Source organism: Enterococcus sp. BWT-B8 (assembly GCF_020567625.1).
Lineage (GTDB): Bacteria > Bacillota > Bacilli > Lactobacillales > Enterococcaceae > Enterococcus_L.
Window position 1 is genome coordinate 27,769 of the sequence record NZ_JAJDJV010000016.1, and the last position, 14,818, is coordinate 42,586.

General features: G+C 38.6%; 10 protein-coding genes, 1 pseudogene and 1 other annotated feature. Of the genes and pseudogenes, 2 read left to right on the forward strand and 9 right to left on the reverse strand.

Annotation, left to right across the window (positions count from 1 at the left end; translation table 11 throughout):
- Positions 1–44 precede the first annotated feature (44 nt).
- From LI951_RS13290 to LI951_RS13330, 9 genes and pseudogenes are all read right to left on the reverse strand, one after another.
- A complete protein-coding gene (locus LI951_RS13290) occupies positions 45–1,142 on the reverse strand; it encodes a glycerol dehydrogenase (protein WP_229442507.1) in 1,098 nt (365 codons plus the stop codon).
- 108 nt (positions 1,143–1,250) lie between these two features.
- A complete protein-coding gene (locus LI951_RS13295) occupies positions 1,251–2,186 on the reverse strand; it encodes a homoserine O-succinyltransferase (protein ID WP_229442508.1) in 936 nt (311 codons plus the stop codon).
- Positions 2,187–2,189: 3 nt separating this feature from the next.
- Complete coding sequence (locus tag LI951_RS13300) at positions 2,190–3,461, reverse strand: O-acetylhomoserine aminocarboxypropyltransferase/cysteine synthase family protein (protein ID WP_229442509.1); 1,272 nt, start codon at positions 3,459–3,461, stop codon at positions 2,190–2,192.
- A 137-nt stretch (positions 3,462–3,598) separates the two neighbouring features.
- Positions 3,599–3,859: a binding site (T-box leader), on the reverse strand.
- Between the two features lie 149 nt (positions 3,860–4,008).
- On the reverse strand, positions 4,009–4,956 hold the full coding sequence (locus LI951_RS13305; protein WP_229442510.1) for a rhodanese-related sulfurtransferase: 948 nt from the start codon (positions 4,954–4,956) through the stop codon (positions 4,009–4,011).
- Between the two features lie 148 nt (positions 4,957–5,104).
- Entirely contained in the window at positions 5,105–5,479 is a 375-nt protein-coding gene (locus LI951_RS13310) for a VOC family protein (RefSeq protein WP_202066989.1), read from the reverse strand.
- Positions 5,480–5,738: 259 nt separating this feature from the next.
- A complete protein-coding gene (locus LI951_RS13315; protein ID WP_202066988.1) occupies positions 5,739–7,127 on the reverse strand; it encodes an L-cystine transporter in 1,389 nt (462 codons plus the stop codon).
- A gap of 337 nt (positions 7,128–7,464) precedes the next feature.
- Positions 7,465–8,262: pseudogene (locus LI951_RS13320) on the reverse strand (carbohydrate ABC transporter permease); the annotation flags it as partial.
- An 86-nt stretch (positions 8,263–8,348) separates the two neighbouring features.
- Positions 8,349–9,215 carry a carbohydrate ABC transporter permease gene (locus LI951_RS13325; protein WP_202066984.1) on the reverse strand — a complete coding sequence of 289 codons (867 nt, stop codon included), beginning with the start codon at positions 9,213–9,215 and terminating at the stop codon, positions 8,349–8,351.
- 442 nt (positions 9,216–9,657) lie between these two features.
- Positions 9,658–10,947: an ABC transporter substrate-binding protein gene (locus tag LI951_RS13330; protein WP_229442512.1), complete on the reverse strand. Its 1,290-nt coding sequence runs from the start codon at positions 10,945–10,947 to the stop codon at positions 9,658–9,660.
- A gap of 325 nt (positions 10,948–11,272) precedes the next feature.
- Between LI951_RS13330 and LI951_RS13335 the strand changes: the two genes are divergently transcribed.
- Entirely contained in the window at positions 11,273–12,775 is a 1,503-nt protein-coding gene (locus tag LI951_RS13335) for a response regulator transcription factor (protein WP_202067002.1), read from the forward strand.
- Positions 12,772–14,526, forward strand: a complete 1,755-nt coding sequence (locus tag LI951_RS13340; protein ID WP_229442513.1) for a cache domain-containing sensor histidine kinase — start codon at positions 12,772–12,774, stop codon at positions 14,524–14,526. Before LI951_RS13335 ends, LI951_RS13340 begins: the two co-directional genes overlap by 4 nt.
- The last annotated feature ends 292 nt before the right edge of the window (positions 14,527–14,818 follow it).

The window sequence follows — 14,818 nt, forward strand, 5'->3', positions numbered from 1 at the left end:
GCTTTGTCACAACCTCCTCAAGTTACTTTGTTTTCTTCATTATTCTATGCGTAATTATTCTCTACAAAGACATCCAGTGCCTGAATCGCTCTGACAATCTCTCGTTTTGTTACAACTCGCGGCTGCTGCTTCAGGCAGTCTCCATCTGATAGAGACTGCTCGGCAATCAAACCAAGCTGTTTCTCATCTTTAAAATCCAGTCCCATTCCTCGACAATTGATTGGCAGTCCCAATTCACTGAACAAGTCAATGTATCTTGTCAGCATTTCAGTCGGCTGTTCCTCTAAAACAAGCTGAACAAGTGTTGTGAAGGCCACTTTCTCCCCGTGCATCAACAAATTGACTTTTCCCTTGATAGCTGAAAAGCCGTTATGCAGAGCATGAGCAGCTGAAAGGCCGCCGCTTTCAAAACCAAGACCGCTCATTAAAATATTTGCTTCTACAACTGCTTCAAAGGCATCTGTAACTCGTCTTTTTCTATTATCTTCAACAGCCTGGAGTCCATAGGTAAATAAAACATCTTCACATCTCTCAGCAATCGCCAGTGCTGTGAATGTTGGTTTTTGCCCCAGAACATTAACGCCATGATTTTTCCAAACAGATCTTGCTTCAACTCCGGTGGCCAAACCATCTGCAATCCCTGCTATCAATGTCCGAACAGGTGCATTTACAATTATTTCAGTATCAACAAGAACAAGATCAGGATTTTTTTGGTACAAAGCATAGGTCTTAAAGCGGCCATCATCCTCATATAACACAGATACTGAAGAAGTTGGCGCATCAGTAGATGCCGTTGTCGGTATAACCACAATTGGTATATTCAATTGATCCGCGATTGCTTTCCCCGCATCAATGACTTTACCTCCTCCTAGTGCAAGTAAAACCTCACTACTCGTTTCAGTCATTTCATTAATAATACGTTGTATTTCTTTTTCAGAAGATTCTCCATTAAAAATAATGTGTGCTACCTTCAATCCTTCACTAGTCAGCTGCTGATCATACGATTCTCCAACAAGCGTCCAGACAAACTCATCCGTCAAAATCAGGGCATTATTCCCAAATGTTTGAATGTACGGTCCACTTCTCCTAAGAAGGTCTCTCCCCTGAACGTATTTTGATGGACTGACAAATAGCTTTTCCATGCTTTCACCTCTTACTACCAAATTTTTACCGTTTTTAATTATACAGGTCATTTTATTAAAAAAAAAGGGAAGCCGAAAATTCAGCTTCTCCTTCTATTATTATTCATTTCACATCATTAAACGTTCTTTTTGCTCACTGAGGATCTGATTCAACTCATATGGCGTCAGCTGATAGACATCGTTCAGCCAATTATGGTAGAGTAAATGCGCGTGTCCACGCCATGTGTTGATGACTCCTTTGTCCAACTGGTTATCTACAAAATAGTTTTTAGGTATTGCAGTGTCCATGCCTTTTTCCTTATCACGCAGATATTCCTGTGTTAAAGAATCCGTATCGTACTCAAAATGACCCAGCAAAAAGATATTATGATCATCTTCGGAAATTAAAATCGTTGCCCCAATTTCTTCATTTGCTGCCATTATCCGTAAACGCTTCTCATCAATCTGTCCTTCATTGATGCCTGTGTACCGGGATTGAGGCGTATTAAAGCGGTCATCAAATCCTCTGAACAAACGATGATTTTCTTTTGGTGTCTGACTGTAAATACCAAACAGCTTTTTATCATAGGCAGTTTTCTCTACGCCATAGTGATGATACAGGGCTGCCTGTGCACCCCAGCAGATATGAATGACCGAAGTTGTATTTGTCTGACTCCAATCCATGATTTCCACCAGTTCATCCCAGTAATTTACTTCTTTAAACGGCAGCTGTTCTACTGGTGCACCGGTAATAATCATTCCATCGTAAGTTCTGTTCCTGATCTCATCAAATGCCAGATAAAATTGTGACAAATGATGCAGGCTGGTATTTTTATGTTCATGAGAAGAAATTTTCAAAAAATCAACATCTATTTGCAAAGGACTTTGACTGATTAATCGAAGAAGCTGAATTTCTGTATCAATTTTATTGGGCATCAGGTTTAGAATCAAGAGCTTTAATGGTCGGATATCCTGTGTAGAGGCCCGTTCATTATCTATGGCAAAAATGTTTTCTTTTTCCAATACTTGCTTCGCCGGGAAGCTATCAACCAGTTTTATCGGCATCACCTATGCCTCCAGCTTTTCAAAGGCCTGCTGCAAATCTGTCAGAATGTCTTTCACATTTTCAATCCCACAGGAAATACGAATCAGTCCTGGAGAAATGCCTGCATTACTTAGTTCATCATCAGATAACTGACGATGTGTAGATGTTGCAGGATGCAGCGCACAGGTTCGAATATCTGCTACGTGTACTTCCAAAGAAACAAGTTCCAATGAATCAAGCCACTTAGCTGCTGCTTCTTTTCCATCTGCAATTTCAAACGAGATAACTCCGCACAACCCGTTTGGAACATATTTTTGAGCTAGTTCATAATTCACATCAGTTTCCAATCCAGGATAAGTAACAGAAGATACAGCATTTTGCTCTGTTAAAAATTTCGCTACTGCTAATGCATTTTCATAATGACGATCCATCCGTACAGGTAAAGTTTCCATTCCCAAATTCAGCAAAAATGAGTTTTGAGGAGAGGGAGTCGCTCCAATATCTCTCATTAGCTGCACACGAGCTTTGGTAATATAAGCAGCCGGTCCAAATGTCTCAGTATAAACCAAATTATGGTACGTCACATCAGGCTTGCTGAGCTGAGGAAACTTTCCATTACTCCAGTTGAATTTCCCGCTGTCAACAATTACTCCACCAGTCTGAACTGCATGACCATCCAAATATTTTGTCGTACTGTGTATCACAATATCTGCACCATATTCAATTGGGCGACAAAAATAAGGGGTAGCAAATGTATTATCAATAATAAACGGTACCTCTGCATCATGTGCCAGTTTGGCAAATTTCTCAATATCCAAAACATGCATGGCAGGATTGGCAATCGTTTCAGCAAAAACTGCTTTTGTATTTGGTTGAACCGCTTTTTTCAACTCTTCCAAGGTTGCTGTCTGATCAACAAATGTAACTTCGATACCCATTTTTCTGAACGTATGAGCGAGTAGGTTAAACGTCCCGCCATACACATAGGAAGAAGAAATCAGATGGTCTCCCGCTTCAAGAATATTCAGAATTGCAAAAAATGTTGCTGCCTGACCGGAAGAAGTACACAATGCCGCAACTCCGCCTTCCAGTGCCGCAATCTTTTCTTCTGCTGCATTTGTCGTTGGGTTAGCCAGACGAGTATAAAAATACCCAGCCTTTTCCAGATCAAATAATTTGCCAATTTCTTCTGTAGAGTCATACGTATACGTTGTACTTTGAACAATGGGAGCCACTCTCGGCTCTCCATTTCCCGGTTGATAGCCTGCGTGCAGACACTTCGTTTCAAATTCCATTCTTTTTCCCTCCATCATTTTTTAGTTGTATTTCTGGTCCGCTTAATGTTTCAGCATTAAAGATATAAGAGTTCATGCCAGTCTTTTGATAGCGGGCTATACAGCTGTATACAAAAAAGCTCCCGCCTTTTCGTTGCCGAAAGGACGCGAGCGTATACTCCGTGTTACCACCTTAATTCACTGCTCCCTTATAAGAACAGCCTCAGTCAGTAAGACAAAATCCCCTTTTCTGTCATTACTGTCATGCTGTAACGGGCATTCCCGCTGACCGCTTATCCTCAGACTCACGATCATCTGCTCAAAGACCATCTTCCAAGCTGATTCCTCTGCTTCTTTTCACCAGTCGAAGCTCTCTTTTAAAATTCAGCAGCTTGTACTCTTCTTTTCAATGCATCTAACCTATGTTGTTGGGTTCACTATACTTGATTTTTTTGATTCAGTCAACAAGAATTCCGAACAAAAATAACTTAATAACTGAAATCATTAGTGTTTTCAAGCAAAAAAAGGATAAACCGCTCTTTCCGATTTATCCTTCATTGTTCTCTTTTTAGACGCCTAACTCAATCAAAGACAGTCGTTCAGCAACTTGCTCTTTTGTTAACTGGTGTTTCGCAGCATAACGATTTTCCGGATGTCTGCTGCACTCCGGTGAACAGCCGCCTAAGTGCTTCTCTTCATTTTCTACAGAAGAAAGAATCTGTCTGTTACAGTAAGGATTTGCACAGTTGATGTAGCGTTCACAGGGAGCTCCGTCAAACCAGTCCTTCCCGATAACCTGTTTGTCCACATGGTTAATTTCTACACTGATTCGTTCATCAAATACGTACATTTTTCCATCCCAGAATTCACCCTGAGTTTTTGGATTTTTCCCATAATTGGCAATACCTCCATGTAATTGCGCTACGTCCTCAAAGCCCTCTCTCAGCAGCCAGCCGGAAAATTTCTCACAACGAATGCCGCCTGTACAGTAAGTGACGATTTTTTTATCCATAAATTGCTCTTTGTTGTCACGAATCCATTGAGGAAGCTCACGGAAATTGCGAATATCCGGACGCACAGCACCGCGAAAATGACCAAGGTCATATTCATAATCATTCCTGGCATCCAATACAATGGTATTTTCATCAATCAATGCTTCGCGAAATTCTTCCGGCTCCAAATAGTTGCCAGTCAAAGCTAACGGATCAATATCATCTTCCAAATTCAAAGCAACCAGCTCTTTTCTTGGACGAACAAACATTTTCTTAAATGCATGTTCTTCCGCCTGGTCCACTTTAAAAAAAGTATCCTTAAAGCGCTCATCAGCAAGCATTGCTTCCATGTATTTATTCGTTTCAGCTGTCGTTCCGGAAAGAGTACCATTGATGCCTTCGCGGGCAACAAGAATTCTTCCTTTTAAATTTAATGATTTACAGAAGGCAAGATGCTCTTTGGCAAACTGCTCCGGATCTTCAATCGTTGTATATTGATAATATAAGACTACTTGGTACTTCATTTCTTTCCCTCTTTTCATTTCATTCCAATTCATTATATAAAAAGAAAAAAACAGAATGCCAGTTTGATGCTTGTGGAATGCCGCACAATCAGCTGCTTTATTTACGAACAAAAAAGAGAACGAATTTCGCCCTCTCATGAGTTATATTCTATTCTCCCGACACTGCAAAATAATTCCCATCATTATCTGAAAAGTTAAAAACCAGCTCACCGCCGGGCAATTGCACTAGTTCCCCCACTGTTACATGAGCCTCCTTCATTTTTTTATACAGCTTTGTAATATCCTCGCTGAAAAGCATCAGTGATGGCGTGTTGCCTGCTACTTCAGGAGAGTGCTTTTGAATAAATGCCAGTTCATACAAAACAATTTTGGCAGAAGAATCTGCACTTGGTGCGATCTCCACAACCAGCGTTCCATCAACAGCATCTCTTTCCAATTCCACAAATCCGATACTTTGCCAGAATTCACTTGATTCACTGACATTATTTACATAGAGCATTATTTTTACTTGACTGGTAAACATCTAACTAGTCCCTCCAAAATGATTCTTATTTTTCTATACATCTTATTTTAACTTATGTTCTGCTTGAACAACATCATTTTGATTAGTTTAAGGAGGAAAAAAGATGAAATTAACTGTGCTGGTAGACAGCAATGGGTATATTACTCACTATTATGACGGTGAGGCTGCGTTATCTTTTTTATTGAAGATTAAAACATTTTTTCAATATAAAAAACCATGATCGGTTTCCTGTTTGACCCGATCATGGCTTTAATTTTTTTTATTTAGCTTCTACAACCAGTTCTTCATCTGCAAGAACAGATCGATCTAAATGACCAATATTGGAGCTGGCTACCATTCCGGCTACCATACTATCACTAACATTTACTGCTGTTCTTGCCATGTCAATCAGAGGTTCAACTGAGATAACCAAACCAACGATCGCTACAGGCAGATTCATTGCACCAAGAACGATCAAAGAGGCAAAGGTTGCACCACCGCCGACTCCCGCAACACCAAATGAGCTGATTGTTACGATTGCTGCCAGCATCAATACGAATTCTAAGCTGAATACATCAATTCCCACTGTTGGTGCAACAATTGTCGCAAGCATTGCAGGGTAGACACCGGCACAGCCATTTTGACCAATCGACAATCCGAAGCTGCCCGCAAAATTTGCTGTTGTTTCATCCACGCCCAATGCTCTTGTTTGTGTTTCAATATTTAAAGGCAATGCGCCCGCACTTGATCTTGAAGTAAAAGCAAAGCTTAAAACAGGGAAGGCTTTCTTCAAATAATTCAACGGATTAACCTTAATTACTGCCAGAATAACCAGATGCAGCAGAAAGACAACAATCAATGCTGCATAAGATGCCACTACAAATTTTCCTAAGTTTAAAATTGCTTCAAAATCACTCGTAGCAACGACATTGGTCATCAATGCCAGAACGCCGTATGGAGTCAGTCTCAAAACTAAAGTTACAATTCTCATAGTTATTTTATATAAGCTATCGATTAAGTTCGCAAAAAATTCAGCTTCTTTCGGAGCTTTTTTCTTCACTCCAAGGAATGCGATACCTACGAAAGCAGCAAAGATCACGACACCAATAGTACTGGTTGCACGTGTTCCTGCAAAATCAGCAAAAACATTTCGGGGGATGAAAGATAAGATCTGATCAGGAATTGATAAATTTTCAATGGTCTCCTGTCTGGTTGCCAGTTCAGCGATACGAGCCGCTTCAGCCGTTCCTTCTGTAAACTGAGCACCTTGAAGACCGAATAATATAGTACTGCCATAGCCGATCAAGGCAGCCGCTGCTGTTGTTCCAAGTAAAGTAGCCAAAACATTGAAGCTGATTTTTCCCAGCTTGCTTGACTCTTTCATTTTAGTAAATGCTCCTACAATAGAAACGAATACCAATGGGATCACGAGCATTTGCAGCAATGCCACATAGCCATTTCCAATAATACCAATCCATGACATTGCCTGAGATGTAACATCACTGGCTGTACCAAAGGCAACTTGAATAATTGCACCTAACACGATTCCTACACCCAGAGCTGCAAAAACACGAGTAGAAAATTTTAAGTGTTTTGCCTGCATCCGATAAAAGGCATAGACAACGCCGAGAAATGCAAGAACCACTAAAACTGTGATGAGTGTTGTCATTTTTTACTCCTCCTAAATTAAATTATGTTAATGACAAGTCCATCTAAGGAAGTAAAGGTTCCCGGCAGCAACTCTTCAGCAGCTGCCCTGAATTGAAATTCAGTGATACACTCATTCTAACTGATTAAAAGAAAAACAGGCTATTTTTTTGCTTGCAGACTGATAAGAAAAAAATAGCAGTGATAGCCAAAAACTATCACTACTATTTCTGTACATCTACGCCACCCTTCTGCCAGTACAAAGAAGGAAAACTTTTTTTACAGTAGAAATAACTTCCATACAACTGAAACCAGCTCTTCTTGCAAATTGACACATTAAGTATTAAAGTTGATTTCTTTTATTTCACAGAGCCGATCATTCCTTGAACAAATTGCTTTTGCAGAACAAAAAAGACAACTGCTGTCGGTAACGTCGCAATGACCAACCCGGTCATAATCATTCCATAATCTGGCGTGTAAGAAGCCCCCATTGCGGACAACACCAAAGGAATTGTACGCTTATCAGGTGACTGCAATGCAACTAACGGCCATAAATAATTATTCCAGCTGCTCATAAAGGTAATAATCGCTGCAGCCGCATAAGTATTTTTAGCGGTGGGCATGTACACTCTGAAAAAGATACTTAATTCATTTAAGCCATCCAGACGTGCTGCTTCCACCAAGTCTTTAGGAAATGATTTAACATTTTGGCGGAAGAAGAAAATCAGAAAAGCAGTACTAACTGAAGGCAGAATAACCACAAAGATACTGTTTATCCCCAAAAATGTTCCATTCAAGTTTGAAAACATCCGATACAAAGGTATCATCAATGCCGCAAAAGGCACCATCATAGACAACAGAAGAATATTGAACAGCCTGTCTTTTCTTTTACTATGATAAATTTCGAATCCGTAGCCGGCCATAGATGAAATAAGCAAAGCCAGAGCGGTTGTAATCACAGCAATCACCGCAGAATTCCACAAAGATCGGGCGAAGTTTAAATCATTTGAAAATAAATTTTGAAAATTGATCATCAAGTTGTTCCCAATTTTGATTTTACCTGCAGTAATATCTACTGGTGTATTCGTCATTCCCAAAATCATCCAGATAAAAGGAAAAATTGAAATAAATGAAACAATACTCAAGACTAAATACTTAAAGCCAGTCAGTAGAGAATCTTTCACATTTCGTTTTACTTTCTTGGTTGTTGCAGATACTTCACGTATAGTTGTTCCAGATTCCATTAGCCTTCTCTCCCCACTCTTGTTTGGATAATCGACAGAATGACGATAAATGCAACGATCACAAAGGATACTGCTGCCGCATAACCAAAATTCGGTGTAAATTTATAACTTAAATTGTAAATATATTGTGATAATGTCGCGGTGGCATTTGCCGGACCTCCGCCTGTAATATTCTGAACTTCATCAAACAGCTGCAGCGTTCCAATTGTTGATGTTATGGATGTGAATAAGATAATCGGCTTCAAATTAGGAATTGTTACACGAATAAACTGCTGCCATTTGGAAGCTCCATCAATATCAGCCGCTTCATATATTTCCGGATCAATATTTTGCATACCTGAAAGGAAAAAAATCATATTATAGCCTGTCCAACGCCATGTGATGGAAATAATGATCAGAACTTTTGCCCAAACCGGATCAGTAAGCCAGCCGATAGGCGAATCAATCAGCCCAATGCTCAGCAGTAAATTATTTACCAGTCCGGACTGTGAAAATAGACTTTTCATAATCAGGGAGTAGCTAACCATTGAAGTAATGCAGGGTAAGAAGATAGCTGTACGAAACAATCCCTTGAACTTCAGTTTTTTGTCATTTAAAAAATTGGAAATAAACAATGCCAGAAACAGCATGATCGGAACCTGAACAAGTAAATAAAGAAATGTGTTAAAAAAAGCTTTTTTGAAGGTTGCATCAGTAAGCAGACGCTGATAGTTTCCAAGTCCGTTAAAACTCATGTTAACGGGTGTTCCACTTTGAAAGGATGTAAGCAGTGCTAAAATCATTGGAATAAATACCATTAGTGAAATCAATATTACCGGGAGAATCAAAAAGGCATTACCATTTTTGAATAAGTCTTTCTTTCTCATTTTTCTTCCTCTTTCTTCAACAAATATAATCATCAGGTGACAGCAATTTGTTCACAGCTTGTTGATACACAAAGATGTATACTTAGTCTGCTGCAGACATTTATCAGAATCTATTATGTAAAATAGCTAAAAAATAAATAAACGGTGTTCCTGAAGTCGCCTCTTCATAAATAAACCAGACCTGCTGAAACACAAAGCAATTGCTTTGCAGAGCTGATACAACATAGTCTCTACTTAGATACTGAAAATGCGAAAAGCTTCAAGCAGGGTAGGTGAGGTTGTGACAGAAGTGTTCTGTCTCAAGAAATAAGTCGGAATATACGAAAATAGCTACTCATATTTTCAGTATAGTTCGACTTATTTCCGAAGAGACAACTTCTGCGTCTACGGTTCTCACTTCGTTCCGATCCTCGAAGCATGGAGAAGCTTTGGCACGACCTTTTTAATTTGCCAGCTGTGCTTCTACTTGCTTTTGTGTATCTGCTAAAACAGTATCTGTATCTTCACCATTAATAATGCGATGCAGCGCTTCAGCTACAACAGATTCAATCGCATAGGTCTGATCCCCGTAATTAACTTCCGGAATATCCGCTGTCCATGCAGAAAAATCTTCAAACACTTTTTGCCCGCTGTAAAACTCTGAAGCTTCCTGATAGGCCGGCTGGTCAGTGGCACTCAGCATAGTGGAAACCAAACCAATTTTCTCAGCCAACGTACCCATCAACTCTTCATTGGCAGCAAATGTTTTTTGGAGAAAATCTTTTGCATTTTCTTCTCCGGACACCCCTTTAATAACATACCAACCTGCTCCGCCTAAGCTTGACGCTTGAGCTGCTTGCATTCCTTCTGGTAGTGATGGGATAGGAGCAACTTTCCATTTACCTGATTGATCTTCGGCCCCCTGAATTGTTGAAGAATACCATGCGCCGATTGGACTGGATGCTACTGCTCCTGATTGCACTGCGGTCACACCTGCATTCCAGTCAGAGGTCTGCTCAACCAAATCTTCTTTAAGTAATGCTGCAAATAATTCCAATCCATACTTAAGAGATTTATTATCCTTAATTGTTACCGTCTTCCCATCTTCTGCTGTATACCATTCGCCGGCTTCCTGCATAATCATCCGCACACGCCCCAAGTCTGATGGATTCACCTCGGTAATTTTCTTTCCTGTTTTTTCTTTAATATCTCTGGCAGCCTGAATATAATCATCCCAAGTCAGGTTATTAACATCTTCTTCGGTGTATCCTGCTTTTTCAAAAAGGTCTGTTCGATAGAAATTAGCCGTGATTCCTGAGTCAAACGGTACACCATATATTTTGTCATCTACTTTATTTACAGCAAACTTATAAGAGGCAAAGTCCTCTTCATTTACAATATCTGAGAGATCTGCAAATGCATCCGGATAAGAGGTTAGATACCCTTGAATTCGATAATCCTCTATCAGAACAATATTCGGAAGTCCATCGGTGTTTCCGCTTGCCAGCGCCGTATTCAACTTCTGCACGATATCATCCTGTGACATGGTCACAACTTCAACCTCCACATCTTCATCGTTATAAACCTCTTTTGCCTGATTCACTGCTTCAATATTGAATGTTTCATCCCACGCCCAGACTGTAACTTCATTGTCTGTACTTGTATTCTCTGATCCATTACTGCTGCAGCCAGCCAATAGTAGAGCTGCTGATACAAAAGCTGCAGCGCTTACAAATAGTTTTTTGATTTTCATTTTTTCCCCCGCCTGTTCTTATTGATTCACTTAAGTGTAGGTACATCATAACAGAATAAGAAAACGTTTACTTCGTTTTTGATAATGTTCAAAAAAATGTGCAAAAATAAGAAAAAAGTACAAATTCAGTACTGAAAAAAAGTTGAATGATAAAACTGAAACGCCTAAAAAAAGCGGTTCCCATCATCTTTTTACTACACAGAAATCAAGAGATCTTACACCAAAATTTCTTAAGTTTGTGAAATTTAAATATTTCATCAGCTTGCTTTCTCTCTTCTTTAGAAGTATTTTTAATTTATCAGAAAAATGAAGGCAGGTGGCAAACGTGTATAATATCATGCTGATTGATGATGAAAAAACAATTCTTCATGGATTAACCTCTATTATTGACTGGTCAAAACACAATTACCATTTAAGCGGAGCCTTTTCAAGCTCTTTAGAAGCACTCGATTTCTTTTACGAGCATCCGGTTGATATCGTCATTACAGATCTGATGATGCCTGAACTGACAGGAATTGAGCTGGCGGGTCTAATGAAAAAAAGAAAACCGAATAGTAAAATACTGGTTCTCTCAAGCTATGATGACTTTGTCCTGGTTAAAGATTCATTTAAGGAAGGTGTATCGGACTACCTGTTGAAACCAAAACTAACGCCCAATATACTGCTGTCCACATTAAATGCACTTTCAGAAAAAATACCAAAGGACAATGTAAAAAAAGAACTTAGCAAAGAAGAACTAATCAGCAGAGAACTCAGTAATTATTTTTCAGGAATACATACAGAACGAACTCTTTCTCAAAAAAGCTTCAGCTATCCTCACTTCTTTTTAATCTATACAGAAGATGAAATTACTCTATCCGGGGAAAACAACGAGAAACAGAAAGTAAGCGTTAACTATTCAAGTAAATCACTGGACATTTTCTCATTTAAAACAAACAAAAATGACTATGGATTTCTTATTAATACGGCTTCCGAAAAAGAATTCTCTCTGTTAATCAACGTCTTTCAAAAAGAAAACAAGCATATCAAAAACAGTTTATTTATCTATTCAGCGCAGCTTGATCAAGATAATTTGTATCAATCATTTTTAACGATTCAGAAATTAGGAAAGGGGCAAAAGTTTTATCATAAAAATGAGCTGATTATCCCGTTAAATAGCTTAACCATGCTGCAGCCAACCTATGACCATAATCCAAGTAAGTATCTGACATCAATCGTTAATAAAGACTACTTGCATGCACTGGAAGAACTCAAGAACTACACTCTGACTCTGCTTCATTTAAAGCTGACACCCTCTTATTTAAAACATGAAACAATCAATCAGTTTTATGCATTGATTAATTCACTGAACGATACCTATGCTGCAAATGAAAAGATCGCTGCATTGAAATTATCTCTCCCTTCGCAGCTGTCAAATGCAGACTGTTTAGAAGATTTTTCACTTCTTATTACGCAGACAATTTATCAGCTGATGGAAATTATTCCGCCGGCAAAAACAGACAGCTATGAGATTTTGACACTCGTATATGAGTATGTTCAGGAAAATTATCACGAGGAAATCAGTTTGCAGAGTATTTCTGAAAAATTTCATTTTTCATACAGTTATTTTTCTACCCTCTTTACCGAAAAATACGGAATAAACTTTACGAAGTATTTAAAAAAAGTCCGAATAACGAAAGCAAAAGAACTGTTAAAGAATCCAAGTCTGCCGCTATCTGAAATTTATAACAAAGTCGGCTTTACAGAACTGGGGTATTTTTCCCGCGTATTCAAAGAAGAGACAGGGATCACACCATCTCACTATCGTAAAGGAAAGCTAAATAAATGAAAAAGAAATTTAAAGAGTATGAGCTGTTTACCAAGCTTCTGATTATCATTATTGTTGCATTGTGTGCACAGGCAATCGTTATTTCAACCTTTATTTATTATCGTTCAAAAAATGTCTACATCGAGCTTTTTAACAAATCAAACGCAGTCGTACTAAAGAAAATTCAAAGTGATTTTGAAACGCTGAATGACAATATAGAAAACACATTGTCCCTGATTGAGGACAGCTCTGCCGTTGAAGGATATTTTACTATTAATTCAAAATACACCAGTGTGGACAGACTTGGTCAGCTGCTTGCCATCCAGAAAATGAATCAGTCGTTTAGTGAAATATATCCAAAAATAAATTATGATGTAGTCATTTTTGGAGAAAACGGACGTACTTTTATCGGCAATGATATGATTACTTCGATTTCTTCACCTGAGTTCTTTAAATCTGACCTGATTAAGCAATTTAGGGAACATGCTGCAGACACACAGATGCTTTTTTCTGAAAATGGTCTGACTACACGAGATAAAGATGAGCCTAGTATTTTGTTTATAAAAAAACTAACAGATACATTTAACCGGACATTCGGCTATGCGGTAGTTTCAATTTCATCTCGACAGCTCGCAGAAATTTTTAACTCCATGATTAATTCTGAAATTTCTGAAATAACTTTTGTAACAAATGAAAATCAGATCATTGCTTCCAATGAATCCAGTCTAATCGGCAAACAATCTGAATATCTGGAATTGCTGAGCAACAATGAAACTCGTCAAATCCACGGAAAGCAAACAACACAACTTTCCTTGTACAGGCAAAATGTAGCCCTGATCAGTCAGGTCAATTTACATTCATTAGCCAACCAGATGGACGTGATTATTCCCACTATTCTCTATAACATTGTCACTATTATTCTTATCGGACCACTTGTTTTTACCTATTTAAATCGAAATACTAAATCAATTTATACACTGATCCATTCACTAAAAAACATTAACAGCGGCTCTTTGGAAACAAAAATGCCAGTACAGGGAACCTATGAAGTGCAGGTTCTCGGCAGTACAATCAATCAGTTGTTGGGAGAGCTGAACAGCTACTTCACCAACTCCATTCAAAATGAGAAAAAGAAGCGATTTCTGGAAATACAGGCAATGCAGACACAAATCCAGCCGCACTTTATTTACAATACATTGACGACCATAAAATTTTTAATTTGGCAGCAGGAAAATGAAAAGGCTATTTTGGGGATTGACAGCTTTATTGATCTTTTAAGGAGCACAATTGGGAATAAAGAAGAGATGATTCCTGTGCGTGAGGAGCTGAAAAGTGTAAAGAATTATATTGATATCCTAACTTTGCGTTATGGAGATACAATTTCTACAAAAGTAATGGTTCCTGATGAGCTGCTGGATTTAATGATGCCGAATATGATTATTCAGCCAATTATTGAAAATGCTTATATTCATGCGTTTAGCTCCAAGGAACAGGGGTTTATCACTATTTATGGAAAAATGAATGAATCATTTCTTATTTTTGAAATCATTGATACTGGAAACGGGTTTGATGTATCTCAGTTAAAAAAAGAGAAAAAAGACCACTTTTCCGGGCTTGGAATGAAAAATGTGAATGAACGAATTCATTTGATGTATGGCAGCACCTACGGCATGACAATCCAGTCAATCATTGGTGTCGGTACGACTGTGACGATTAAACTTCCTGTGCTGAAAGAAGAAACTGTAAAAGACGTTACCAATTCTGAGGAATAGTGAAAGGAGCTGTTCAGTTAATGGAGCATATAGCCGGATGAATTCCATTATGAAAGAAGTTAGCTGGCTGAATTCATTATCCTTCGGTTTGCAAAAAGAAATACTTGCTCAACTCAAACATACTAAGATTAGTGGGTAAGATATTCCGTCGAATATCTTACCCACTAATCTTAGGAAAAAAGGATTGTGACATTAGGATGTCTGAGTCCCCTATAGCCGAATAAATGGTGTTCCAGTCTTTGTATGATTTGAGCATTCGTAAAAAGCGTAGGAGCATGCTCTTGCATACCCC